The sequence below is a fragment of the Vibrio tapetis subsp. tapetis genome, assembly GCF_900233005.1.
GTDB classification, from domain to species: Bacteria; Pseudomonadota; Gammaproteobacteria; order Enterobacterales; family Vibrionaceae; genus Vibrio; species Vibrio tapetis.
This window is the reverse complement of the sequence record NZ_LT960611.1, coordinates 3,670,880-3,695,831: the sequence shown is the minus strand read 5'-3', so window position 1 is coordinate 3,695,831 and position 24,952 is coordinate 3,670,880. Positions and strand designations below refer to the sequence as shown.

General features: G+C 41.2%; 26 protein-coding genes and 3 pseudogenes. 19 read left to right on the top strand and 10 right to left on the bottom strand.

Annotated elements, in window-relative coordinates; all coding sequences use genetic code 11:
• The first annotated feature begins 49 nt into the window (after positions 1–49).
• Complete coding sequence (tnpA, locus tag VTAP4600_RS16655; RefSeq protein ID WP_102522283.1) at positions 50–514, top strand: IS200/IS605 family transposase; 465 nt, start codon at positions 50–52, stop codon at positions 512–514.
• Positions 515–665: 151 nt separating this feature from the next.
• Here tnpA and VTAP4600_RS16650 read toward each other — a convergent pair whose 3' ends face one another.
• Positions 666–881: a hypothetical protein gene (locus VTAP4600_RS16650; protein ID WP_102523770.1), complete on the bottom strand. Its 216-nt coding sequence runs from the start codon at positions 879–881 to the stop codon at positions 666–668.
• A 537-nt stretch (positions 882–1,418) separates the two neighbouring features.
• On the opposite strand from VTAP4600_RS16650, the gene VTAP4600_RS16640 reads away from it, so the two are divergent.
• The gene (locus tag VTAP4600_RS16640) at positions 1,419–1,919 is read left to right on the top strand and encodes a hypothetical protein (protein ID WP_102523769.1); all 501 of its coding nucleotides are present in this window, start codon (positions 1,419–1,421) and stop codon (positions 1,917–1,919) included.
• A gap of 809 nt (positions 1,920–2,728) precedes the next feature.
• The gene (locus VTAP4600_RS16635) at positions 2,729–3,310 is read left to right on the top strand and encodes a DUF2913 family protein (protein WP_102523768.1); all 582 of its coding nucleotides are present in this window, start codon (positions 2,729–2,731) and stop codon (positions 3,308–3,310) included.
• Positions 3,311–3,360: 50 nt separating this feature from the next.
• Here the strand turns inward: VTAP4600_RS16635 and VTAP4600_RS16630 are convergent, their stop codons facing one another.
• Entirely contained in the window at positions 3,361–3,909 is a 549-nt protein-coding gene (locus VTAP4600_RS16630; RefSeq protein WP_102523767.1) for a hypothetical protein, read from the bottom strand.
• Between the two features lie 388 nt (positions 3,910–4,297).
• Between VTAP4600_RS16630 and istA the strand changes: the two genes are divergently transcribed.
• Both istA and istB read left to right on the top strand, forming a co-directional pair.
• Entirely contained in the window at positions 4,298–5,830 is a 1,533-nt protein-coding gene (istA, locus tag VTAP4600_RS16625; protein ID WP_102521770.1) for an IS21 family transposase, read from the top strand.
• Positions 5,831–5,839: 9 nt separating this feature from the next.
• Positions 5,840–6,580, top strand: a complete 741-nt coding sequence (gene istB, locus VTAP4600_RS16620) for an IS21-like element helper ATPase IstB (protein ID WP_012397030.1) — start codon at positions 5,840–5,842, stop codon at positions 6,578–6,580.
• 40 nt (positions 6,581–6,620) lie between these two features.
• On the opposite strand, the gene VTAP4600_RS16615 is transcribed toward istB, so the two are convergent.
• From VTAP4600_RS16615 to VTAP4600_RS16595, 5 genes and pseudogenes are all read right to left on the bottom strand, one after another.
• Positions 6,621–7,826, bottom strand: coding sequence for a hypothetical protein (locus tag VTAP4600_RS16615; protein ID WP_102523766.1), 1,206 nt, complete (start codon positions 7,824–7,826; stop codon positions 6,621–6,623).
• 192 nt (positions 7,827–8,018) lie between these two features.
• The gene (locus VTAP4600_RS16610; protein WP_102523765.1) at positions 8,019–8,756 is read right to left on the bottom strand and encodes an IS6 family transposase; all 738 of its coding nucleotides are present in this window, start codon (positions 8,754–8,756) and stop codon (positions 8,019–8,021) included.
• 11 nt (positions 8,757–8,767) lie between these two features.
• Positions 8,768–9,058, bottom strand: a pseudogene (locus VTAP4600_RS26615) (IS4 family transposase); the annotation flags it as partial.
• A gap of 820 nt (positions 9,059–9,878) precedes the next feature.
• Positions 9,879–11,837 (bottom strand): HAMP domain-containing methyl-accepting chemotaxis protein, encoded by a 1,959-nt coding sequence (locus VTAP4600_RS16600; RefSeq protein WP_102523764.1) that lies wholly within the window; start codon positions 11,835–11,837, stop codon positions 9,879–9,881.
• A gap of 229 nt (positions 11,838–12,066) precedes the next feature.
• Positions 12,067–12,390, bottom strand: coding sequence for a helix-turn-helix domain-containing protein (locus VTAP4600_RS16595; protein ID WP_231897824.1), 324 nt, complete (start codon positions 12,388–12,390; stop codon positions 12,067–12,069).
• A 598-nt stretch (positions 12,391–12,988) separates the two neighbouring features.
• On the opposite strand from VTAP4600_RS16595, the gene VTAP4600_RS25965 reads away from it, so the two are divergent.
• Positions 12,989–13,129 (top strand): hypothetical protein, encoded by a 141-nt coding sequence (locus tag VTAP4600_RS25965; protein ID WP_172443139.1) that lies wholly within the window; start codon positions 12,989–12,991, stop codon positions 13,127–13,129.
• Positions 13,116–13,943, top strand: a complete 828-nt coding sequence (locus VTAP4600_RS16590; protein WP_102523763.1) for a hypothetical protein — start codon at positions 13,116–13,118, stop codon at positions 13,941–13,943. Before VTAP4600_RS25965 ends, VTAP4600_RS16590 begins: the two co-directional genes overlap by 14 nt.
• 1,088 nt (positions 13,944–15,031) lie before the next feature.
• On the opposite strand, the gene VTAP4600_RS26330 is transcribed toward VTAP4600_RS16590, so the two are convergent.
• On the bottom strand, positions 15,032–15,259 hold the full coding sequence (locus VTAP4600_RS26330; RefSeq protein ID WP_012397067.1) for a helix-turn-helix domain-containing protein: 228 nt from the start codon (positions 15,257–15,259) through the stop codon (positions 15,032–15,034).
• Between VTAP4600_RS26330 and VTAP4600_RS26715 the strand changes: the two genes are divergently transcribed.
• The 12 genes and pseudogenes from VTAP4600_RS26715 to VTAP4600_RS16530 form a co-directional block, all read left to right on the top strand.
• Complete coding sequence (locus VTAP4600_RS26715; RefSeq protein WP_172443138.1) at positions 15,236–15,481, top strand: DUF4158 domain-containing protein; 246 nt, start codon at positions 15,236–15,238, stop codon at positions 15,479–15,481. The two genes, VTAP4600_RS26330 and VTAP4600_RS26715, sit on opposite strands and share 24 nt — an antisense overlap.
• Positions 15,482–15,525: 44 nt before the next feature.
• Positions 15,526–16,323, top strand: a complete 798-nt coding sequence (locus tag VTAP4600_RS16575; RefSeq protein ID WP_012397066.1) for a ParA family protein — start codon at positions 15,526–15,528, stop codon at positions 16,321–16,323.
• On the top strand, positions 16,320–17,294 hold the full coding sequence (locus VTAP4600_RS16570; protein WP_102523762.1) for a ParB/RepB/Spo0J family partition protein: 975 nt from the start codon (positions 16,320–16,322) through the stop codon (positions 17,292–17,294). The genes VTAP4600_RS16575 and VTAP4600_RS16570 overlap by 4 nt, the downstream gene beginning before the upstream one ends.
• Complete coding sequence (locus VTAP4600_RS16565; RefSeq protein ID WP_012397064.1) at positions 17,284–17,688, top strand: hypothetical protein; 405 nt, start codon at positions 17,284–17,286, stop codon at positions 17,686–17,688. The genes VTAP4600_RS16570 and VTAP4600_RS16565 overlap by 11 nt, the downstream gene beginning before the upstream one ends.
• The gene (locus VTAP4600_RS26325) at positions 17,675–17,836 is read left to right on the top strand and encodes a hypothetical protein (RefSeq protein ID WP_231897823.1); all 162 of its coding nucleotides are present in this window, start codon (positions 17,675–17,677) and stop codon (positions 17,834–17,836) included. Before VTAP4600_RS16565 ends, VTAP4600_RS26325 begins: the two co-directional genes overlap by 14 nt.
• A 90-nt stretch (positions 17,837–17,926) precedes the next feature.
• Entirely contained in the window at positions 17,927–18,070 is a 144-nt protein-coding gene (locus VTAP4600_RS26320; RefSeq protein ID WP_228445029.1) for a hypothetical protein, read from the top strand.
• A gap of 65 nt (positions 18,071–18,135) precedes the next feature.
• On the top strand, positions 18,136–18,507 hold the full coding sequence (locus tag VTAP4600_RS16555) for a hypothetical protein (RefSeq protein ID WP_012397063.1): 372 nt from the start codon (positions 18,136–18,138) through the stop codon (positions 18,505–18,507).
• A 173-nt stretch (positions 18,508–18,680) separates the two neighbouring features.
• Positions 18,681–18,935: pseudogene (locus tag VTAP4600_RS26315) on the top strand (DUF2913 family protein); the annotation flags it as partial.
• 232 nt (positions 18,936–19,167) lie between these two features.
• The gene (locus tag VTAP4600_RS16545; protein ID WP_012397062.1) at positions 19,168–19,386 is read left to right on the top strand and encodes a hypothetical protein; all 219 of its coding nucleotides are present in this window, start codon (positions 19,168–19,170) and stop codon (positions 19,384–19,386) included.
• A complete protein-coding gene (locus VTAP4600_RS16540) occupies positions 19,368–20,012 on the top strand; it encodes an LAPAL motif-containing putative phage structural protein (protein WP_102523761.1) in 645 nt (214 codons plus the stop codon). Before VTAP4600_RS16545 ends, VTAP4600_RS16540 begins: the two co-directional genes overlap by 19 nt.
• A 9-nt stretch (positions 20,013–20,021) precedes the next feature.
• Positions 20,022–20,303, top strand: a complete 282-nt coding sequence (locus VTAP4600_RS16535) for a hypothetical protein (RefSeq protein WP_012397060.1) — start codon at positions 20,022–20,024, stop codon at positions 20,301–20,303.
• A 71-nt stretch (positions 20,304–20,374) separates the two neighbouring features.
• A pseudogene (locus VTAP4600_RS16530) lies at positions 20,375–20,699 on the top strand (IS6 family transposase); the annotation flags it as partial.
• 2,042 nt (positions 20,700–22,741) lie between these two features.
• On the opposite strand, the gene VTAP4600_RS16525 reads toward VTAP4600_RS16530, so the two are convergent.
• Positions 22,742–23,479: an IS6 family transposase gene (locus VTAP4600_RS16525; RefSeq protein WP_102523760.1), complete on the bottom strand. Its 738-nt coding sequence runs from the start codon at positions 23,477–23,479 to the stop codon at positions 22,742–22,744.
• 186 nt (positions 23,480–23,665) lie between these two features.
• Positions 23,666–24,529 (bottom strand): endonuclease/exonuclease/phosphatase family protein, encoded by an 864-nt coding sequence (locus VTAP4600_RS16520; RefSeq protein WP_012397054.1) that lies wholly within the window; start codon positions 24,527–24,529, stop codon positions 23,666–23,668.
• Between the last annotated feature and the right edge of the window lie 423 nt (positions 24,530–24,952).

Genomic DNA, 24,952 nt, shown 5'->3' with positions numbered 1-24,952 from the left:
ATTCGCAGCGAATATTATTACACTTAATGGTAAATTGTCAATCAAGTCTATGGTTAATATGTACGAATGGAGAACAGGCAGAAGCTGCCTTTTTAAGAACAATGCGCACCTAGTCTTTGTTACTAAATATCGTAGAGGTGTTTTCACCAAAGAGATGTTGGATAGAACCAAAGAAATAATGAAGGAAACGTGTAAGCAAATGGATTGTGAACTATTAGAGTTCGGTGGTGAACATGATCACGTTCACTTGATGGTGTCTATTCACCCGAAGGTAGCTGTATCGAACTTGGTTGGTAAGCTGAAAGGGAAATCGTCATACATGCTAAGGCGCGAGTATTGGGAGCGCATAAAGACAATGCTTTGGGGTAATCACTTTTGGTCGCCTAGCTATTGTGTTGTGTCATGTGGTGGTGCGAGTTTGGACGTTGTTAAACAGTACATCGAAAACCAAAGTACACCACCAAGTGAAAGCGCCGTAAAAACGTCACGCGCTTTAAGTCAGAGAAAAGACTAGTTACCTCTTGCTTGACTCGCCCTTAAAAGGGCGAGATTGCGCAAGCATAATGTTCAAAGTACCATAAGCCATAGCTCACTCCTTAGTATCTTAAGGTTGTGGGTTAGCTGGTAGTTAAGGTGGCGGCCTTAACTACCAGCGATCTTTATATTTAAATTTTGTTCTGTTCCATATCTTTAGCTAAATCCTTAAGCCCTCTCTCAACTATCCTTGTTAACCATCGACGTTCAGATATCTCCGTTCGTTTCTTAAGCTCATTAAGAATACACTTTGAATAATCATTGACCTTAATAGAAGATACAGAGTTTTTTCTATCTTTGCTTTCTGCATCAAGTACCTTCCAAGCAGCTTCTTCATACGATCTCATTTTGCCCTCTATTGCTAACACGCTAGACTAGACTAGACTAGACTAGACTACATGCATTTTATAATGATTTACAATAAAAAAGCCACCTTAATTGAGTCTAATGCTTGAGAAGTTCATAATATGTGAGTTATACTGTAAACATACTTTTGATACTTAAAGTGCATTACATAGCACGCTACTACATAGTTTTCTATGTAGTGTATTTTTCAAAAGTTAGAGTGTGTCAGACTCTCAATCTGACAAATAGCATTCGCAAACAAAACCGTCCCTCCGAGTGTGGACGGTTTTTTTGTATCTGAGATCCAAAACCTTGATCTTTCTTAAATATTTTTGTACATTAAAAACTCATTGTTTGGATTGAGACCCCAAACAGCCCATAACCACTCGGAACTGTTGAAATGAAACTTCATATATCTAGATCTAATCAAACTATTTTTATTAGAAAACCTCATGTTTCCCCCCATTTGATCATCAGAAACTTTAGACAGAATTATTGCGCCATTTTAAGCAATGACTTATCTGTTGAGGTTACTTCTGATGAAAAAAGATGAATTAAACCTCTTAGAACACCACAATCAGCTTGTTGATGCTATTGCTCGTGACGAATCAATACCTCGTGGAGTTAAAAACTTTCTTGTTGGGCTTGCTACGTTTTTTAACGTGACGAATCAATGTGCATTCCCAAATCGTCGCCAAATAGCCAAGAGAACTGGTTACTGTTCAAACCACATCACAGCGCTTATCAAAGAAAGTAAGAAATTAGGGCTCATTAAATCTACAGCTCAGTTTTTTCATATCCAAGGTGAAGATTCTCCTCGTCAAGTTGCCAATAAATACGAATTTGTCCTAGACAAATTTGGGTTGTATTACAACAAAACCAAAGCATTGCTGAACCGAAATTTACGCAAAAAAAATAAGCAGCAACAAAAACCAGAACATACCAATCCAAAACCTATTCATGCACCAGTGATAGAGAAGGATCATACAGAAACTTCTTATGATTACGATTACTTAGAAGAGTATGCTCCCCCTAACTAAATAGAAGTTACATTTTTATCTGCCGTTAACTCGGTAGGCTTTTCTACATCTGTAAAAAAAACAACGTGATAACAATCGCAAAACCATCTCTCAAACGCCTCTATCTAGCACAATAATTCCAATTATTCCCTTAATCAAAGGTACAAATCTCACAATATTCCTACCCCCTAAAGAAATATGTGTAGGAATCCCTACTGATTAAATAGATGTATCCCTAAAGAATTGAAAGTAGGCAAAACAAAAGAAACAATTAACAAAAGAATTAACTAACATAAGAATATCCATACTCAAGGTTTGTGCTGGCTGCTATATGCTTGCATGTAGAGGCAGTGCGAACCCGACAAACGAAGTGCGTCAGTTCTCATCCCCCAGGGTTAGCTTGATCGATCCTATGTAATGTTTAAATTTTCAGTGACCGTGCCATAGTTTAAGTTAACTATTAATTCCGCTTCCTCGGTTTCCGACTAATCTGAAAAAAGACTCAGATTAGCTCCAACACTGCGGCGAGCGTTATAGGCAATAAGTTTCATTGTCATACCTAATATCATCGACAACTTGATTTAAAAGATTCATAATAGTTACTAACATTAACAAGTTAAGTTCTTTATGAGTTCCTCAACAATCATCGACTATATAGAAAGCAAGTACGGTAAGGATTCTTATGGTAATAGGAAGGCATTTTTAAATGATAACCAACACATAATAGGTTCAGAGTTAAGCCGTTGGATAAAAAAAGGATATAGAGTTGATTTAGGTACAGGGGATATCTACCCCCCATCAAATAAGAAAGTCATGATTAAGCATCACTAATGGCAAAATATTCATATCATCAACTGCTTAAATCGACCTTCGAGAACGCTCTTCTTCATCTTTACTTCAGCGTAAGTATTTCTCCTCGTTTTGTTAACGAAAAACAACGAAACAAGATCGTTATCGATTTCTTGAAGCCAAAAGTGAAACAAACTCGATACAGCACCATCAAAAAAAAGCTGAAAACGGTTTGTTTGATGAAGGATAAATTTGGCTCAATCGAAAAGCGATTAGAAAGCGTTTTAAGACAATATTCGGCAATAGAGAACAAAAACGACGTTGATAAGCTTTATGCCTTATTAGAGAAGCTTGAAAAGGCGGGGTTAAAGACAAAACTTGTTGAAGAGACCCCGACTCAGGATAGAGACGTTGTTTATCTAGATAGAGCACACATTGATTATTGCTTCGATGATAATAATCGCCAGGTTGCACCAATCTCGTTGTTCATACATACCAATGAATTAGGCAAGTTTACTCACTGCTTAACAGAGCAACGCTACTTCAAATTCGAGCAGTATCAAGTCAGTGAAGAATTAAGAAACTATCATTACCAACTTCACCCGATTCGCTCACATGATTGAAGAGCTAGCGCGAGCAGTAAACTTGCGCTAGCTGGACAAATTATTACGACTTATCCTCTATCTAATAAAGGAATCTTAACTTTTTGTTGAAGACGTTGTTGTTCTAATAAGGGGATTTCCAAATTATCTGATATCCAGTTTTTGTCTGTATGCTCAACATAGTTTAAATGTAAATGCCTTACAAAAATATCTTGTAGTAACCTTCTTGTTACAATATTGTCTCCTAGGTTTCCCCATAAAGACTCTAATTTTTTCTTTGGTATTTTTTTTGTAAACTCGATATCAATTTGAATTTCTATTAGTTTAGCTACTTCAGTGTTTATATTATTGGCAATTTCTTCATAAAAAACTTGCAAATCTTTGTGACCAACTGATAGAGCTGTTTTTCTAATAACGTTCAAAGACATAGAATAGACAAAAGTCCAGTAATAAAACCTTGCTTCTTGCTCAATTTTCTTATCATCCCAACTTCTCTTAGTCGAGATTAACCTATGTATTTCCTGAACAATTTCTTCTTTTAGTTCTTGTGTTACGCCTAAATAATAACCAAGAAATCTCAAGCCAACAGTGTAAGCTTCATTACCAAGCTTATTTAACAATGGCTTAGGTAGTGAGCCTTTTCTATTTCTTATAATCTGCCCTAGAATCTCAAGAGCTCGATAAGAACGATTGACATCTAATAAGTCTTGATTAATTAGTTCTATATCTTCGTCATCATTATCATTATCATTATCATTATCAGAAAATTGTTCTGCAAGTGCGTATTTCGGAGCATTGCGATCACCTATTTCGGCATTATCCGATCACCTGTTTCGGTTTAAACCGATCGCTCATTCCGCAATAATCCGATCACTTTAGCCCAAACTCCGAAATGGGCGATCGGAATAGCGAAATCACTGATCGGATACTCCGAAACCCTCCCTTTTTCTCTTTTAAATCAACCAGTCGCTATCCTTGTTAGTAGTCGTATACAACTAGGAAGTGATGATGCCAAAAAAGAGAACACCAATGACAAAAATCAAAGAGGTTTTACGCCTTAAATTCGAGTGCGGATTGTCACACAGAAATATCGCTTCCTGTCTGAAAATTGGTTGTGCGACCGTATCTGAAATCATCAGTCGTTTTAATCAAAGCCAAATAGGTTGGCCGCTCCCTGATAGTTGTTCAGATACAGAGTTAACCAATGCGCTTTATCACCCAAAAGGAGCGAATAAAGCCAAAGCGATGCCAAACTTCGCTAACTGTTGTACGGAACTAAAAAGAAAAGGCATGACGAAACTGCTGTTGTGGGAAGAATATTACGAGCAATATCAGGAGCGAGCCTACGCTTATACTCAGTTCTGTGAACATTACATGCGTTGGTTAAAGAAGCAGAAGCGTAGCATGCGACAGACCCACATCGCAGGTGACAAGCTGTTCATTGATTACTGTGGCCCAACGATCCCAGTCGTTAACCCTGACACGGGAGAGATCCGTCATGCCCAGGTTTTTGTTGCCACTCTTGGTGCATCCAATTATACCTACGTGGAAGCAAGTGAGAGTCAAAAACTAGAACACTGGCTGGAAGCCCATGCCAATGCCTTCGAACACTTCGGCGGGGTTCCAAGGTTGTTAGTCCCTGATAACCTGCGTTCGGCTGTCACTAAACATGACCGCTATGAACCTCAGCTCAACGATAGTTACCAGAAACTATCTAACCATTACCAGACGGCTGTCATGCCTGCTCGACCATACAAACCTAAAGACAAAGCAAAAGCTGAAAATGCAGTGCTCATTGTTGAGCGTTGGATAATGATGCGACTACGACACAATACCTTCCACACGTTCAAAGAGTTAAACCTAGCCATCCGTGAGCTAATGAATGATTTGAACCAAAGGGAAATGAAACAGCTAGGAGCCAGCCGTCAGGCACTGTTCGAGCAGTTAGATAAACCAGCATTGAGACCACTTCCAATCCAACGCTACATCTATACCGAAACTAAGCGGGCGAAAGTTGGGCCTGACTACCACATAGAGTACAGAAAACATTACTACTCTGTGCCTCACCAGTTAGTGGGACAACATGTTGAACTTGAAGCCACTTCCCGCTTGATACGCATTTATTATCAAGGAAACCTAGTCTCACAACATCCATGTAGCCCAAAAGAACGAGGGATAAGCACTTACCCCGAACACATGCCCAGCAACCATCGGTATCAGAAATGGTCTCCTGAACGATTATTGCGCTGGGGAGAACATATTGGCGCTGCAACTCGTGAAATGGTGAATGTTCAATTGATGAAAAAGGCACACCCTGAACAAGCTTATCGTAGCTGTCTTGGCTTATTGAACCTGAGTAAAAAATACGGTGATGTTCGTCTAGAGCAAGCCTGTAAGGATGCGCTTCTAATCAATAAACCCTATCTTAAGTTCGTCAAAAACTTGTTAGTAAACCATCGGGAAGGCCAACTCTCATCAGAAACTCAAACCACACCCAACATAGAGCACAGCAATGTTCGTGGCCCTGACTTTTACCACTAGGAGTACGTAATGAACCAGATAAATGAACAACTAAAAGCACTTCGCCTTGGTCATGCAGCACAAGCTTTAGAGCAGCAACGTGAGCAGCTATCCACTTACGCAGAGCTAGCGTTCGAAGAAAGGTTAAGCTTACTTCTAGAGAGTGAGTTGCTTAACCGAAACCAAACTAAGATCCAAAGGCTCAAGCGACAAGCCAAGCTCAGAGTAGATGCGCAGGCAAGCCAAATTATTTACAAAGAAGGGCGAGGTCTAATGCGGAGTCAGATGAGTGAACTTCTGACAGGAATCTATCTGCACAAACATCAAAATATCTTGATCACTGGCCCTACAGGAGCAGGAAAAACCTATATCGCTTGCGCTTTATCGGCTCAGGCTTGCGAGCAGCAACATAGCGTTCGATATTACCGTTTGAGTCGCTTACTGGATGATCTAAGTTCAGGCCGTCTTGACGGCACATATCAAAAACAGCTACTGGCACTATCGAAAAAAGGCTTACTCGTCCTAGATGACTGGGGAATGGAAAAGCTCACTCAGGATCATGCAGGTCATTTACTGGAGTTACTTGAAGACAGATATCAGGTCAGCAGCACGATGATGATAAGCCAACTTCCTGTAAAAGAATGGTACAACATGATAGGTAACGCCACGGTTGCTGATGCTGTTTTAGACCGATTAATCCATAACAGCCACCGATTAGAACTAGGAGGGGAATCAATGAGAAAACTGGCGCAATCCGATCAGTTAGAGTAAAACTAGAGGTAGAGAAAAACGGCAGGGTCAGGTGATCGGATTAAACCGAAACGCCCGATCGGAATCGCCGAAATACGCACTCTATAATGCCTTTTATTCTATGGTCTATATTCGCTTCCTCTATTGCATCTTTTACTCGGTCAAAGACTGAGTTCTCAATTAGAGAGTCAAATTCTTTTTCTAATTGACTACCATTAAGGAAACTTGAGCAGTTAAGTCCCTCTCGTTCAAAAAATAGCTGCGCCACGCGAATAGTAAGAGAAGCAACCAATTTTCTGTGAGAGGGAGTCAAATCAAAAAGAAGCCCCATTGCTACTATTTCATTTTCGACATCTAGGTGAAGACTTTCTTCTATTGCCTTTTCTTCTGCAATTTTGCTTCGAGTTTCAAAAGGAAGGCAATACTTATTTATGTATTTTTTAGTTTTCTTGCGTCCAAGTGTTGCCTGAATGGGTTCTTTATGAACGTTGATTTTTTTACCACCAACACTGCCTTTGTCGACTAATTCTTTAAGGCGTGAATCTAGTAACCCACCGACAATGTTATTAGCCCAAGGAATGTTTGTTCTGATAAATTCTACTATTTGCTCACGGGTCATGAATAAATTTTGGTCAGGGTCAGTATCATTTAATGCCCATAATATGAGACTATCAGCGACAGTTTTTGTTAAGTGCTTATCTTGCTCTCTGTTTTCTACTTGTTGTTGTAAAAAAACATAGACTGATGGGTGTTCTACGTGCTCAGTTTTCCTAATACTTTTACCGTTATCAATATCTTTCAAAAAGTCGGTAAATCGGGCCAAGTGAGTGTAATAAGCTTTTTTAGTAGCTTCGCTATGGTTAATGTGAGAGATAATCCATTTTGCATCTCTGATTCGCACAAATACATCGTGCTTATCAGTCAGAGTTTCTTCTTCTTGGTCAAATACTCGAATTGTCTGAGATGTAACGTAAGTCAGTCGTCTAGGTGCTCGCCCAAACTCTTCTAAGCGATCAATTGTTTTCTTTATCTTTGAACGGTGATTTTCTTCGATAGATATTTGATAAAATATTTTATTGTTGTCCACACTATATAAGCCGGGTTCTCTAATGCCATCGGCTCCGCCATCATTAGTTCCGCCTACAGGGATAAAATCTTTTTCTTCAAAAGCAGCCAAAAAATCATTGGCGAAATCTTCAAAAGGGAATCCCTCGCTATTATCTAATGCGATTTGAGCAAGTTTCACATTAACTTCATCTAAAGCCATTCTGTATTTCCTTTGAACCATAAGGTTTAACTACAGCAACCTTAACATAATGATAAGTAAGGGCAATGTGACTAACTATATATAAGTCGTGTTACATAAATTTTTGTAAGCAAATTTAGATATAACCCAAACTAAAGGGGGCTGTTGCAACTAATCAAAGAATGCAGATCTACCCAGTCATGGGGGTAACCATTACTGGTAAACCACCTCAACATTGAAGAGACGATTCATGAAGGCGGATCTCTCCCGAACAAGCGTTTTACGATCATCATGACGTAACCAGAAATCAAACTGGCCTTTGTTCAACATTCGCAGTGATTCGAATCCCTCTATGGTTGACCAGGCTCGCTTTCGTATTTTAAAACCGCCTGTGCTGACAACGAGCTTCTTGATGGGGGCGTGATCGGACTCGATCCCATTATTGAGATACTTCACTTGCCGTTGCTCGACATCCGCTCGCAGCCGTCCCTCCTTCTTCAGGCGCGAGATAGCATGAGCATACGAGGAATGCTTGTCCGTATTCAAGGTCTTAGGCTGAGTGTCTACATCATAATATCTTAGGCACCGTTTCAAGAACTGATAAGCCGCATTTTTATTACGTTTTTGGGAGAAATAGAAGTCCAGTGTTTCGCCTTGCTTGTTGATAGCTCGATACAGATAGTGCCATTTCCCTTTCACCTTGACGTAGGTTTCATCGAGCTGCCACGAAGAGTCTGTACGGATGAACTGATGGCGGCGTAACTTCTTGCGTAATGCGGGGGCATATTCAATGAACCAACGATAAATGGTCGAGCGATTAACCGAAACCCCTCGTTCTGCCAGCATGTCGCTGAGGTTGGCGTAGCTCATTGGGGTCGAACCATACCAACGAAGGCACCAAAGAATGATTTCAGGGGCAAAGTGTTTCCATTTGAATGCGGGATTGGTCATTGAGTCACTCGATCAGAAAAGACAGAACTGAATTCTGAGTCTTGGCTGATTTTTTTGCAACAACCCCTATAAATAAGGTCTTTTTCACGGTGTAGTTGGCGATTTCCAAGTAGACTATCAACACGCTTAATTGCATGCTTTACCGTGGTATTCGTTTCTAGTTGTCGACCTAGCTTAGTGAGCGTTAAATCAGAGCCATCAAGCATGCTCTTTGTGGCAAGTATCAGAGAATTAAGCCGTTTTTTGTGAATCGAGGGACATTGGTTTTGTAAGGTTTGCTGTAGAATCTGAATATCGCGCATCATGAGCCCATTTGATCAAAATGTGTGTTTGGCGATATTCATTAGATCAAAGGCGGCGGTGCGCGTCTACCTCATTATTTTTATGGTTAATTATGAGGGGATTCGCAAGCATCGGGCATCCTCGAAATACGGATGCAAATTCATTGATGATTCAAATACATAGCAGATATTCAGATAACTATTAAAGGGGGTCTAGGGGTCAACTTAGGGAAAAAAGTAATTGCCCTACTGCTACCCTAAGAAGGATACTTATAAACAAGAAAACGGTCATTCTTACTAAAAGAATGACCGTCATAATCGAGCAAAGTATGAAAATGAGTTTGGCGACTAGGTTTCAATACTTGCTTAAACAGCAACCAAAAATAAGGAATACTTATAAAATAGCTACCATTGTTAGTCGTTTTGACAAAACTTGTAATCGCAGTTACGAGTCTAATCAAAGCATTACTTAAAATTATGTAAACTATACAGGTGTGGTGACGTTAGAATTACTACACCTATTTTCTGTAATGACATGATGTAAAAATCAATCATCTTACCTCTGTGATCATAGTAAAGTTTTCCCTACTTTTCAAAGAAAACTTCTTAATTGATAACGTTTAACTTAAACATTATCAATTAAGGGGAGATTCTTTGTAACTCATTATGCACATTATGTTACTGGCTGCACTTCGTGCAGGCCGTGAGTGCTGGCGCTATGGTACTAACAACAAACCACATCAGTAATCGTTAAGCCCATGACTGGGTAGATCTGCACTCTCTGATTAGTTGCAACAAGCCCTTTTTTACTGCACTAGCAATGAAACAGGCTTAACAGTGCTTAAGCTTTAAACTGCCCAAGTAACCCGCTTACTTCCGTACCCACTTGGTTAAGTTGTTCTGCCGACTCTGTTGTTTCTATCGACTGAGCCAATGTTTTATCGGAAATATCAGACATAGTATTCACGTTGATACTTACCTCATCCGCTGCCGTTGCTTGCTGCCCTGCGGCACTTGATATATGACCTATCGAGTCATTAATTTGGGCAACAAAGCCATCAATGGATGTTAACGACTCTTCTGCTGATTGTACCTGTGCGGCTGTTTCTTCTGCACTTGCGCGGCTTTTGGTCATTGCTTGGCTGGCCGTTTCAGAACGTTGTTGCAAGCTAACGATGATATTTTGGATCTCTTGCGTTGATTCTTGAGTACGAGAGGCAAGCGAACGCACCTCATCGGCAACCACTGCGAACCCACGGCCCTGCTCCCCTGCACGCGCTGCTTCTATCGCCGCATTCAAGGCCAACAAGTTAGTCTGTTCAGCAATACTCCTGATGACGTCCAACACCGAGCCAATCTGCTCACTGTCCGCGCGCAGTTGCTCTACCGTGTCACTTGCATCTGATATCTGCTCAGACAAGTTTTGCATTGAGGTCGCAGCTTCTACCATAACCTTTGTTCCTTCACTTGCGGCATTAGCGGTCGACTGGGATAATTCAGAAGCTTGAACGGCACTATTACTCACTTCTTGCGCACTGGCCGACATTTGTGTCATGGCTGACGCGGCCAGTTGTGCCTGAGACTGTTGCTCTCGGACTTCTACTTGGGTGCTATTGGCTTTGTCTGTAAGTTCGCGCGCCGACGTTAACATACTACCGGACGCCGTATTGAGTTTGCTCACTGTGTTCTGCAATTTATCTGCGAAAGTATTGTAGTTTTTAGCCAATTGCGCTAACTCATCGCGCCCATGTTCCGGTATTCGGATGGTCAAATCGCCTTCACCTTGCGCGATGCCTGCCAAGACGTTATTCGTTCCCGCAAGTTTCGTCACAATCGCTTTTGTCACCATGAACGACACCACAATCCCTAATAAGATGGCACCAGCGGCAATGGTGAACAACATAGATGTTGATTCTTCTGTATGCTTTTGAGAAGTCGTGGCGGCAAGTTTCATCGATGCGCTGATAGAAGCCCTTAGAACAGCGATTTTGCCAGCAATTTGAGGGCCAAGCGTATCGAGAGTTTGAATGCCTTCGTTACGATCGTAAATCATGGCCGCGACGTTATTAGACGCCAATTCATATTGATTCAGCAGTGTTTTTGCTTCTTCTGTTAATCGACGTCGGCCCGGATTTTCCAAGGTACTTAATAACGTTTCCATTTCTTCTTCAGAAGCCGCAAATTCTTTATTAAAACGTTCAACTTGATCAGGCTGGTTCTCAACTAAATATTTAGATACATACAGACGGGATAGTAATAAAGCGCGAACCGCCGAGCCTGCATGATAAGCGGCCACAACATCACCGTCTCTCTTGGCTGAATCCATCACCTGAGTGAGTTTACGTTCTATTTCCGGCCCATTTATATTCAAGCTTCCCTGAACCAACTCGTTACGGCTCCGCATATTTGAGATAACGGTTCCCGTAAAGGTGCCAAAATACTCCTTTTTCATGTTGTCTATCGACTTTAATAGAGCCACACGTTCAGGATTTTGGATTTCTCTATAGGCTTTCTCTAGGTCTTTAGACCACAAAGCCGCTTGTTCATTGAACTTATCAACGAACTTTTCGTCACCTGTTTTAATGTAATTTTTTACTGTCAGCCTCATTCCATACACCGCATCAGTTAGTTCTGCGGCCAATTCTGTATCTGGTGCTAAATCAAACGATATTTTTTTCATACCGTCGGATAGGTTACTCAACAAATTTGAACTGATGACAGCCATTGCAATCAAAATTGTGATTAATACCGCGGGGGAAATTGAAAGCTTCTTGGAGATTGATATATTGTCTAAACTCATTCTATTTACTCCGTTAACAAGAAAAACCTTTATATCTTTTACTTTTGTTGTTGTCTTTTAAAAGTAGCAAATAATCCCGGTCATACATGCGATTAGTAACAAAAAAATAATTAACACATAACACTGTTAACCCTGCCACAACAATACATGGTTTGGTTGGGCTTGTTGCAACTAATCAGAGAATGCAGATCTACCCAGTCATGGGCTTAACGATTACTGGTAAACCACCTCAACATTCATAGTGACTCGAATTTTTGGTTGGTTGACTAGGTTCGCTTAGTTTCTTTACTTTAGCGACCGTTGAACGGCTACACCCAAGTAGCTCCTGAACCTGCGACCAACTTTTTCCTTCACTTAGTAGTAAAGAGATATTTTCTCTGAGCTGATAGTCTGGTTTCCTACCCCGATATTTCCCTAGTTTCTTGGCTTTTTCTATCCCTTGAGCTTGACGTTTTCGACGTGTCTCATAATCATCTCTCGCCATTGCCGCGGCTAAGTCGATCATGAAGTCTGTCAGCACTTTTGAGGGGGTTGTTGCAAAAAAATCAGCCAAGACTCAGAATTCAGTTCTGTCTTTTCTGAGCTAGTGACTCAATGACCAATCCCGCATTCAAATGGAAACACTTTACCGATGTAAGTGGTTGATTAAAAATGATTAATTTCTATGCTTTTGATAATCAAGGGCGTATCTGCGAAAAAATAGAATGTAAAAAAACTGTTCTTTTTTTGCCAAGTCGTACAATATGTGATGACAAATCACAGATTGGACGACTTGGCACTTAAGTGATTGATTTCAATGCGTATAATGCACATAGTGTTAAATGCAAAAGTGAAAATGTGACTTATCACACATTGAGTTCTTGATAACTGAGGCGGGATTTCTTATAATGAAGTCAACTTTAGCAACATAGTGCATTATATAGAGCACTCGCTATATAGAAGATTCTGTATAGTGTTCTTAGTTAAAGCAGAATGTGTTGGACTCTCAATCTAACCACATAGCATTCGCAAAAAGCCGTTCTCCCAGAAGTGAACGGCTTTTTTGTGCCTGAAATTTAAGCATTTGATCTTTCATCGGATCTTGTGTAAATTAAAGGCTCATTGTTTGGTGTGAGAACCAAGCAACCCTAAAAATCTTCTGGAATCAAACTATGAATCGCTTTATTTTGTCTTGCCCTGCGCAAGCTCCCTTGAGACTCAGCACCCAAGTAATGACCGATAATGACGATGGCATTCCGTGTGATGCCCGTTTCGGTGATGAACTTGAGGGCGAGTCTCATGTTTGCCGATAACAACGCCTCAAGCCTCACCAAACCGGAATACGACAAAGCGTATCGCGCCAAACGCAAAGCGCGTAAGCATGAGCTGATTGCGCTGTGCCACTCGGTGGTGACACAAAAACAAGAAGAGTCTCCGGATTTTACCATTGGATTTCGATGTTATCGTTTGCTTCGCAGTGGTGAGATTGTCAAATTGCCGCCTGAGTATGCGGTGATCTTAAAGTCGTGCCAGGATTTCATTACCAACCCACAACGGTTTGCCAGTTTGTTTGCATGGGGGGGCGCGGCCATTCATAATGTCCAGTGCCGCACTTTGATAGCGAAGGTGTTGGCGTGCATGATGCCAAACACGGATTTGATTGGTGGCCGCATCGGTTTACCGACCGAAGCGGGCTTAAAAACCATCAGTTATGATCAATTGCAAGAAGATTATGCGTTGCGTTGGGGGGAGTTTATTTCTCCTAAGGCGTTTGCTAAAGTCGTGAAATACTTGCAACGAGCGTCTTATCTCACCTCTGAGCGCATTAATGTGTGTGTGGACAGTGATGAGGGCACGGTTCGCAGCGCGGCCGCGTATAAGCAGTTTACCGCGACGTTTTTCAGAGATTTAAAAGTCGTCAGTTACCGCAACATTTCTGATCTCATCATGGCCAGTCGGCAACGGATGGAAAAGAAGGGCTTGAGGTTTGAATGGCTTGCGTTTCGTACCATCGCTGCGGGCGTTCAAGAGATCTTTAATGCCGACAAGTTAAATAAGACGGCGTCTTTAGTTTCGGGCTGGTTCTTACCCTCTCAGCGTAGCCAAGCTCACCTTTCCCCGCATTAAATTAGAACCGGTATCCGCTTCACGGCGGAGGATTTGTCACGTCTGGCGTTTAATCTGGGGTAAAAAAGTGAGCTAACGAGGACTTTTACGGCGTTATGTCTTAGGTTTTAGCGGAACAATTGAACTGTATTTAGACAAACGTGTGTAATCATAGGCTCTTTTTACAAAGAGGGTGCAAGAAATGGAGGGTAGACGTTACCCTTAAAAAGGCTCTGTATATTGGACTGCGGTTAGGAGTACTCCGTACTTACACTACGTATATACTGATAATGTAACCTCATTTAATTCGATTTCTCTACTCAAGGTTTGTACTGGCTGCTATATGCTTGCATGTAGAGACAGTGCAAACCCGACAAGCGTTAGCGCGTCAGTCTCATCCCCCACAGCTTACTTGATCGATCCTAAACCGTCGCTTCGCTCCAAAGTTGTCTCAGCCAGCATGAAGACATCGTTAAAGCCACCTTATTATTCTTAGCTGGCTGCGCTGGATCTTTCTTTTGTCATACGACAGGAACCTTTCTCACTCATACGCCCACTCTTGTGAAACCAATCCTTAAGCTCCTTATTCCCGTCAACCTAAACCGCTCATCAGGCTTAGCAGGGCCGAGGTCTTTTTTTGTGGGGGAGAATCATGCGATAAAAAAGAAATGGCGGACGCTTCATCACCTCTCTTACTCGCTTCGCTCGCGCTTTCTGGTATTCGTCGCACAGCGACTCATGAAATAAAAAGGGACAGAGCACAAGATCAAGTTTGATCTGTTCAGATCTTAAACAAATGAAAGGTTTTGCTGCTGAATGCTACATTACTCTCAATGTTACAGTGTAATGTGTTAATCGCTAGATGGGGTTTGAAGGGTAGACAGGGAATTTGTAAATTATCCCACGCTAAGGGCTTGGCCAACGGTACTCTCCAGTTAAGGGGTTTGAGCACCAATGGTCATTTTTGCCCAACCTCCGATATCGACCAGACTAGCTTAACGTTTACTACACATTGATTAATTAACGGGTTAATTGACAGAATACCTAAAGCTAAACCTTCAAAAATTCATTGTAATTTAAACGACCGTTTGCTTTACATTCAGAATGAACTATATCGGGGGATGGGCAAAAATAGCCAATTTGCTGTTGTTTTCCACCTGTAACCAGAGAATCACTTTGGTCGTCTTCAATTCCGGCTCAATACTCGATTGCCTGACCGTGCTAAGTGCCCGGTAGATTGAGGCTTCTCCCAGCCTGAATTCCCGGGCCAGTTGCCCAATGGTGGCTCCCGCTTCCGTCTTGAAGAGCTTTATGTGCGGCCGGAGTTCAATGCCCATGAACGACGTCTTTATTTCACACTGACGCAGTTTGAACGGACGGCTCTGGCGCAGTTCAGTAACACCAAGACCCGTATTTATTTTATTCTGCAGTTAGGCTACTTCAATGTTTACTGTGTTAGAAAGGACATTTATGAAATTATCATAGGGGGCTCAAGTTCATTTTTGCATGCAAAATCTTGTTTTTTCTTATTGACCTTTTATGTTTTCCCCGTAGTATGACCCTTGTAATCAGGCGTTAACGCCAGTCTCAAAGGAGTAATACAATGGGTAAAATCATCGCAATCGGTAATGAAAAAGGTGGAGTCGGTAAAACGACTACTGTTGTGAATTTAGCTTACTACTTTTCTCATGTGCGCAATAAAAAAGTGTTGGTTGTAGATATGGACCCGCAATGTAATTTGACGGATAAGTATTTTGACCAAAATGATGAGAGTAAAGCGAAACCCGCCTCTATCACTCGAAAAGTCGGTGAGGCGAATGTCATTTCATTCTTTGATGAAGAGTTCTATGGTGAGCCTGTCGAACTCAATTCTAATCTTCATATCTTTGGTGCTACTTTCAACATCAGCAGTCTTAACAACTGTACAAATGATGAAATTGGTTTCTTTGCCCAAAACATCAATAAACTGGCTGCACAATACGACTACGTATTTATCGACACCGCCCCTTCTGTTGGAAACCTGCAATACTCGGCCCTTATCGGGTGTGATGGTTTATTGATTCCTACCACAGCAGAAGAAGACAGTTTTCAAGGTGTATCGAAGATCCTTAAATCTGTAGCGCGTATCAAAAGCACTTATGGTTTGGATGTATCTGTATTAGGTATGTATCTAAACATGGTGAAAAAAGTCCCAACTCAATTGCAAGATTACTTCGCTACTAAGTTATCTGAGGATTATGGCGATCTGGTATTCAAGACTCAGGTGATCCATACAACTAGGGTTTCAGAAGCCTCAGCGTTCAAGCAAAGCATTATTGAATATGACGCGAAAAAAGCTGAATACATCAATATCGATGCTTTGATGCAAGAGTTTGAGTTGAAAGCGGAGGTGTTGTCATGAGTAATAAAAAAGACTTTAAAGCCTTAATGAAAAACAAGTCCAAATCGTTGCTCGATGAAGAAATCAACGAGGTAAAACCTGGTGAGAGCGTTGTTCTGATTCCTAAAGAGGAGATTTATTCATCCGAACAGGTACGCAAATTCTTTGATAAAGAGTACATTGCCGATCTGTCTAAAAACATGGACGATATTGGCCAGCTTCAACCCATTGTTGTGACTCGTAAAGATATTCGTGGCTACAAAATACAAGTGGGTGAGTGTCGTTGGAGGGCGGCCAACCTGAGTGACAAAATCACTCACGTAGAATGTTTGGTGCGTGACGCGGGAACAGTATTAGCACAACTATCAGAAAACCTTCATAGAAGCGACCTTACCCCTTTTGAAACAGGCCGCGCTTTAGAGCTGCTAATGGAAGAACAAGGGATTGTTGAGAACAAAGATCTAGCCAATGTTGTGAGCTTATCTGAGTCTCGTATTAGCGCTTTTCGAAAGGCGGCTCAATGTCCTCCTTATATTGAGCTTGCTTATCACAATGGTATTATCCGTGATGTTGATACGGTCAACTCTCTACGTATTGCAGGAGAACTCAGCGAGTTAGAAACAAAGAAACTTCTTGAATCCCCTGTTTCACGTAAAGAAGCTAAAGAGCTTGTAAAAAGCCTAAAGGCTTCTAAGAAAAAGGCTAAATCAAAACAAGCTGATGAAGAACAATCCTCCCCTGAACATCAAGAAGTAACGAATGAGACGCCTTTAAATGAAGTCACTCAAACGACAGTATCAGGTGCTACGCCTACTCCGCAAAATAATGGAATAAGAATATCGTTTGAGGGGGAGCAAGGCTTCATTGATCTCAATGGCCAAGCTGAAAGTGGACAAATCGTTATTGTACTTGATGCTAGTCCTGGGAAATTGACCGTACCAGCCAGAGATATCTCAGTGATTGGGTATCACTCGATAGAGCATGTCTACTAATAAAAAGAAGTTGGCTCGAGTCGTGAATACACATCGAGCCAAACTAATTAAGTTGTACTCATTAAACTTTGAAGGCAGCGCTACTCAAGCCATTGAACAAATAACGACGAGAGCGGTTGAACGGGCCTATGTTAGTCATAGGCCGCCTCCCCCGGGTGAAGTAATGAAAGCTTGGGTTATTGAAAGTCGTGCTCCTCAATGGGCTTGTAGAGCCACCTTTGACTTGTTGATTGAACTTAATTGGTTGCCAAATACTGATATTGAAAAAGCTATTGCAGCTCGCTTTCTTCTCTTGAATGACTACCCAATCAATGAAAGTTGGAAAGCGTTATTAGGCGAGTGGTTAGAACTTGCCAAGCAAGCACAAAAAGAGAACTCAGATGAATACGAATAACTACAATGAAACTCTTAAAGATGAATACCGTACATTAGTTGTGGCATTTTTTAATACCGTTGAGAGTAACGTGAAGACCGCGAACTTAGCGCCTGTATGCTGTTTGAAATGGCTAAATCCAAATCACTCTCTGACAAAGAATCAATGAGTGCGGATTGGTTGTGCAATCGTGTTTACCAACCTCTAAAATATAAGCACCTACCCCAATGGATAGCTAAATCTGCATACTATTTGCCTTATGGCTAGAAACTGGACTCCTACGAAAAACAGTGAATGGTTTGTGATGTTGGCCTTTTACGTTCGTGAGTTTGGTGGTGATACACCAAGTTATGAGGCTCTGAGTCAAAGCCTCCCTGCTAACCTAGAAGGTGAATTAGGTTAGCAGTGGCTTAAGGTTTGCGTTAATGCAGTGAATGACATCAAAAAACAAAAACAAGAGAATCCGTCATGAGTTTTTCATATGAACAAAGAATTAAGTACTTACATGAGCTTTCTCAATTGCCTAGACAATCGTTGTGCTTTCAGCTTTTAACGATCATGAATCTTTGTTATCACAACTTGGATAATGGCAAGGTCGAACGATTGAAATCAGATGATGAAACCTTTTTCTATGAGGCTAATTCACTGAAAGAGCAACTACTCGATGTGCCGAGTCTTAGTAACTCTCATAAGGTGCTCTATTTCCTACTCGATGCGGGTTTTATTGAGCGACGAGTGTTAGATAAAGATGGCCAAGTCGTTATTGGTGATAGCTACCAAAGAAACACGGCCAAAATCTATTGGCGTATATCCGACAAAGGGTTAAGTGTTTTCGGTTAATTAAAAACTCAAGGAATTAAGTCATGGGGCTGTTGCAATTAATCAGAGAATGCAGATCTACTCAGTCATGGGCGTAACCATGACTGGTAAATCACCTCAACATTGAAGAGACGATTCATGAAGGCGGATCTCTCCCGAACAAGCGTTTTACGATCATCATGACGTAACCAGAAAAGACAAAACTTGTTGAAGAGACGCCGACTCAGGATAGAGACGTTGTTTATCTCGATAGAGCACACATTGATTATTGCTTCGATGATGATAATCGCTAAGTTGCACCAATCTCGTTGTTCATACATACCAATGAATTAGGCAAGTTTACTCACTGCTTAACAGATCAACGTTACTTTAAATTCGAGCAGTATCAAGTCAGTGAAGAATTAAGAAATTATCATTACCAACTTCATCCGATTCGCTCACATGATTGAAGAGCTAGCACGAGCAGTAAACTGCTCGTGCTGGAGGTTTGATTTTTGGTACGGATTAAGTGTAGTTATGTTCAATAAAGCGATTCGAAATCATCAGCCTGTAAACTCTCAGATTTCCTATACACTTTTCAGTATTCCTTCGCTAACTTTTTGACTTATCTACTATCTTTATTATCTGGCCACATCTAATATAGATGCATATAAATTGTGGATACAAGGAACTGTTTTTTTGATGCAACCAGATCACTTTGAACTGCACTATGAAGGTAATGCTACTGAAAATCATTCAATGGATATTTCTGTTACAAGGGATGTACTTAGTGCGCTAGATATCCTTGTTCAGCGAGTAAGTAAAAAACAGATAAAGATGAAGATATTGTCGTCGATGTCCAAGCTTTCAAAGAAGGTTGTTTTGCTATTGAACTGGCTATCTTGGGTGGTGTCAAAATAACTGCTGCTCATTTAATGGGGCTTATTGGTATCACTGCTATCGGTCATGGCGGTATTCTAGGCTACATTGACTGGAGAAAAGGACGAAAAAACCTAGACGTCATAAAGGGTGAAAACGGTGAAGTCGAAGTAAAAGACTTAGATTCAGGAGAGGTTAAAAAAACAACGAATGAGGTTGTAAAGCTTTCTTCTGATAGTACAATCACCGCCCAGCTTCAGAGGATATTTGTTGAACCGTTTGAGCGCCTAGATCTAGATAGGGTTTTCGTGTCTCAAAACAACCAAACGACCATTGCGTTCCCTAAAACTAGGGCTGAAACTCTTTTTGAAGGTGCAACTGAAGAGCAGTTAGATAATTGGACATTAGATCACCTTGTTTCTGTGGAGCAAGTATCGTTGACTCCCGAAGGCAAATGGCGAGTATACGTGCATGGTCACAAACGTGCAGTAACAGCTACAATGGTTGATGAAGCGTTTCAAAATCGCATTGATCAAGGTGCAGTTACATTCCGAACAAAAGACAAGATGGAAGTCTTACTCGAAAAGGACGTTACACGAAAAGGTGTAAGAAAAACTAACACATATACCATACATAAAGTAAATAAACACTGGCATGTTGACCAGTAAGGGCTTTTTATGGATACAGGTACAGTGATAGTGATAGGACTCATCATTGCGTACCCGTTTATTGTTACGCTAGTGAGAGCCTTCACTCGAACTACTCTAAACAAGACAATGCCGAAGCAATACGCAGTTAAATACAAGGACAGTAACGGAAAAGCTTCAGAGTTTGTTTTCTCAGCTAGAAATACAGACCAAGTAGCTAAGGCATTAAGAACCTTAGAGCAATCATCTAAAATACGAACAAAATCGAATTTGGACGATGTTCATCAAACGAACACGGCTGGAGGTCATTAAATTGGGGGTTGTTGCAAAAAAATCAGCCAAGACTCAGAATTCAGTTCTGTCTTTTCTGAGCTAGTGACTCAATGACCAATCCCGCATTCAAATGGAAACACTTTGCCCCTGAAATCATATCTTTGGTGCCTTCGTTGGTATGGTTCGACCCCAATGAGCTACCGCAACCTCAGCGACATGCTGGCAGAACGAAGGGTTTCGGTTAATCTGTCGACCAGTTATTGATGGATCATTGAATATGACCCTGGGTTACGGGTGAAGCTACGGCACCGTCAATTCTTCCGATCTGACTCTTCAAGGATGCTTAGTAAAACCTACTTCAAGGTCAAAGGGACACGGCGCTATCTGTTTCGAGCGGTTTTGTTGCAAGGAGAAACCCTGGACTCCGATTTCTCCCCTATCGTGGGGGGAGAAAAGATTCACCGACCCTTGCCCGCGTTACATAAAAACCATTATGCAGCCGAATAAATGATTTAGTGTGATCATGGGGATGGTTCGGACCCCAGCTAACATCACTCACTCGCCCGGTCTTGGTGGGACAGATTGGAATTTCTTTTATACCATTCGGAAATAAGCCGTGGGTCAATGGAGTGGAATCCAAATACACCAGGAGAAAAGACGAACCCTGGGTTATTCAGTAACTATAATTGTATTGAAAACTCGATTAAACGCATGATTGAAGGGAAAAAGTGAACGATGAGTATGTTGGTTTCATTAGTCTGTTGAGAATGTCTGGTGTGTGTTGTCTTATACTTTATTTATAGTTTGCGGGCACTGTTATAAGGTGACCGGCTGTATAAGAGAGGAGGGGGGGAGGGTTCAGGGAGGTATGTATAGGTGATGAATTCTTCCACCTGTGCATAGAGATACAATCGTCGAGACTTATTATTTATTGTTCTAGAGCCCCCAGGTTAATGTTTTCGTTGCGCGATGAAGTATTGAGGGGAGGGCGTTAGGTCAGCTGTGGGAGTTTTAGTAGGTGTGACGTTTTGTGTGTGTTTGTTGGCTATGCATGGTGTGTTGTAGGAGATGTGTTATATCTTATTAGATTTGTCATGATGTTAGACTTAGAATGCATACAAATTGTTACTTGGTTATTTTTTTCTTGATACTATTCGACGATAAGGTTTGATGTTTTAATAATAGTAAACTGTCTGTGTTTGTGTGACCATGCGGTTTACGATCACTGAGGTGTATGTATTTGATAATGTTGATGGTGTGGTAGTTAATGTTGATTGAGCAATAAAATAATAAGGAATAAGAACCAACATCCCCCCCCCCTCTCTCCTCCTGATTCTCTTTTTTTTTTCTCGACAAATCCAGAATAATAGTAGGAAAAAAAAAATTAGCGGCGCGCGGGGATTTGCTGTTGGGGGGAGGTGCCACACACCCATTGGGTGTGTGTTTTTTTTTTTTTTAAAACACAATATTTCCCAACAATAAAAATAAATATTTTTGGTTCTGGGGGAAGGGGGAGGGTGTTTGTGTGGGGACCCCCGCACTATAAGAAGAAACATTTAATTGGCTCTTGGGGAGATAAACTAAAACATCCCCGCCGGCCCGCCCCTCTCCCTTTTGTGGCTTTTAAAACAAAAAAGGATATAACCCTAAGAGAGGGATTTGGTGTTTTTTTGTTCCCGGGGATCTGGGGGTGTTGGCCCAAAATTAATTTTTATTTTAAGGTTTGTGTTTTTACTTGTGGCCCAACCCATCCTTTTTTTTTTTGAGGTCCGGAAGAAAATAAGGCTCATTCGATACCACTTTGTTATTAAAACTTTTTAAAAAAAAAGACAACAGGTTCTCCTGTGATTTTAAGCTGGTTCTCAGTTGTTTCAATAGGGTATAATTATGGAAATAAAGAGCGGTCATGTCTAGGTTGTCTGTTGGAGTTCCATATGGCTGTGCTCTGTATGTAGGGGAGTTGATAAACGGATGCGCTTATTTGCGGGCTCAGATGGTGGAGTCTGGGAGCTTTAGGGGTGAGCTGGCTATATCAGTAACGACTTCGTTGTATTGTCAGTGAGGAATGATGTCTTCAGATATCTGAAGAATGGGTTACTGAGGTGGTCGTGTGAGCCGGATTGTACTGACCTTAGGTATCTAGGGTGATGTTTTGCATCCAACACTGATGGAGTTGGGGGTCGTGGGATTTGTGGGACGTGTGTTCGTCAGTCGTCAGGATGAATGAGCTTGCTATGATAATTGATTGCGGTTCTAGGGGAAGATACCCAGAATCGTTTGTGCGAATTATCAGTCTCTCAGATTGATGGCAACGTATGTATGTCATGATTATAAGCTAGATCCGTACTCCATGTTTATATGTGGTCCCCTATAGATTTTCAAATGCTTAGGTTATCTGAACAATGGGATTTTTGGTCAGTTAGGGTATGTTGCAATTAATCAGAGAGTGCAGATCTACCCAGTCATGGGCGTAACTATTACTGATAAATCACCTCAACATTGAAGAGACGATTCATGAAGGCGGATCTCTCCCGAACAAGCGTTTTACGCTCATCATGACGTAACCAGAAATCAAACTGGCCTTTGTTCAACATTCGCAGTGATTCGAACCCCTCGATGGTTGACCAAGCTCGCTTTCGTATTTTAAAACCGCCTGTGCTGACAATGAGCTTCTTGATGGGGGCGTGATCGGATTCGATCCCATTATTGAGAGACTTCACTTGCCGTTGCTCGACATCCGCTCGGAGCCGTCCCTCCTTCTTCAGGCGCGAGATAGCATGAGCATACGAGGAATGCTTGTCCGTGTTCAAGGTATTAGGCTGAGTGTCTACATCATAATATCTTAGGCACCGTTTCAAGAGCTGATAAGCCGCGTTTTTATTACGTTTTTGGGAGAAATAGAAGTCCAGTGTTTCGCCTTGCTTGTTGATAGCTCGATACAGATAGTGCCATTTCCCTTTCACCTTGACGTAGGTTTCATCGAGCTGCCACGAAGAGTCTGTTCGGATGAACTGATGGCGGCGTAACTTCTTGCGTAATGCTGGGGCATACTCAATGAACCAACGATAAATGGTCGAGCGATTAACCGAAACCCCTCGTTCTGCCAGCATGTCGCTGAGATTGGCGTAGCTCATTGGGGTCGAACCATACCAACGAAGGCACCAAAGAATGATTTCAGGGGCAAAGTGTTTCCATTTGAATGCGGGATTGGTCATTGAGTCACTCGATCAGAAAAGACAGAACTGAATTCTGAGTCTTGGCTGATTTTTTTGCAACAACCCCGATGGAACGGTTGGCGTAGGGTATTGTTGATGGTGTAATTGAAGTTCCTAAAGATCATTAAAATATCAGATCGGAAATTTAGGCGGTTCCGGCGTAGAACCCAGAACCCCTTATCCGAATTATTGTTCAGTTAACTTCATTTCGACAAGTAAAGGTAAATGATCTGAGACAGATGCATATGGCTTACTTTCAGGGGTTGCTCTATCTGATGGTTTAGGAATATATACCTCTTTAATGTCCCATTTTTGAGCATTTGATGTAAGTATATAATCAATTTTCCTGTCTGGATTCCATGACGGTGCTGTGTACTTCAATTCCTTATCAGTGTCATTGAACCATGCTGTCAAATCTAAGTATTCTGTTGATTGAGGTGGTAAATTAAGATCACCCACTATAATTGGAAGTGCATTTTTAAACTGCCAAGAAGAGAATTTTGTTTGAAGAGTTCTTACCTGCTCTGCTCGTAATGGCTGCGTAGTGAAGTCCAAATGAGTAGTTACTAACATAACAGGCGCAGGATAATTAGGGACATCAACTTCTACAGCACAAGCCGCTCTTTGCTCCGCACCTTTGATGTTAGGTAGTTCCATCCTTTTATTCAATTTCAAATCATACTTAGACAGCACTGCTGTACCATATTCCCCACCATCATGATCTATAGCCTTGCAGAAGTAATAATTCATTCCCAACTTGTTAGCTATATACTCTGCTTGACTAACTGGGTTAGAACCCTCTTTACTAAAGTTCTTACCAGAACGCCCAGTCATGTTATCAACTTCTTGCAGTCCAATAATATCAACATTCATTTTACGAATTGCTTCTACAATGGCATCAGTACTCCCCATTCTAGAGGCCATTATGTTATATGACCCAACACGAATACTATTGGTATCTGCAGGACCATCCATGAGGCGATCAAAAGCTAAAGTTGAAGAGGAAAGAACTATAAACCCTATAACCGCAGCAATGCTTGTTAATTTCATTTTTACACCTTATTATTTTTGATAGTAAATTTACGTATCAAAATAAATCATAGAATCGTTTTTTTCAGTGAAAAAACCTCAAAAACAAAAACAATTAGTGATACATATCTCACAATCAGTACATTTATCAACCATTTCATTAATGTTTAATTCTATCGCGAATTATTGAATAAGAGATCATATGATGGGGTTCTGCGCCGGAACTCCATTATCTCGATGACGTTCGGTTGACAGAAAAGGAAATCGCAAAGCAATTAAATACCATGGGGTCTCTCGTATTAACCAAGAATTAAGGCAAAAAGGCTCGAGTCCTTAGTGATAGAACAAGAGCTTGAAGATACCGATGTAATTGGTTTGAGATTTGCCTTAAAGCAAAAAAGTTTGGCAACAGCTTCTCCCAAAATCAGAGTGAGAAAACAAAGA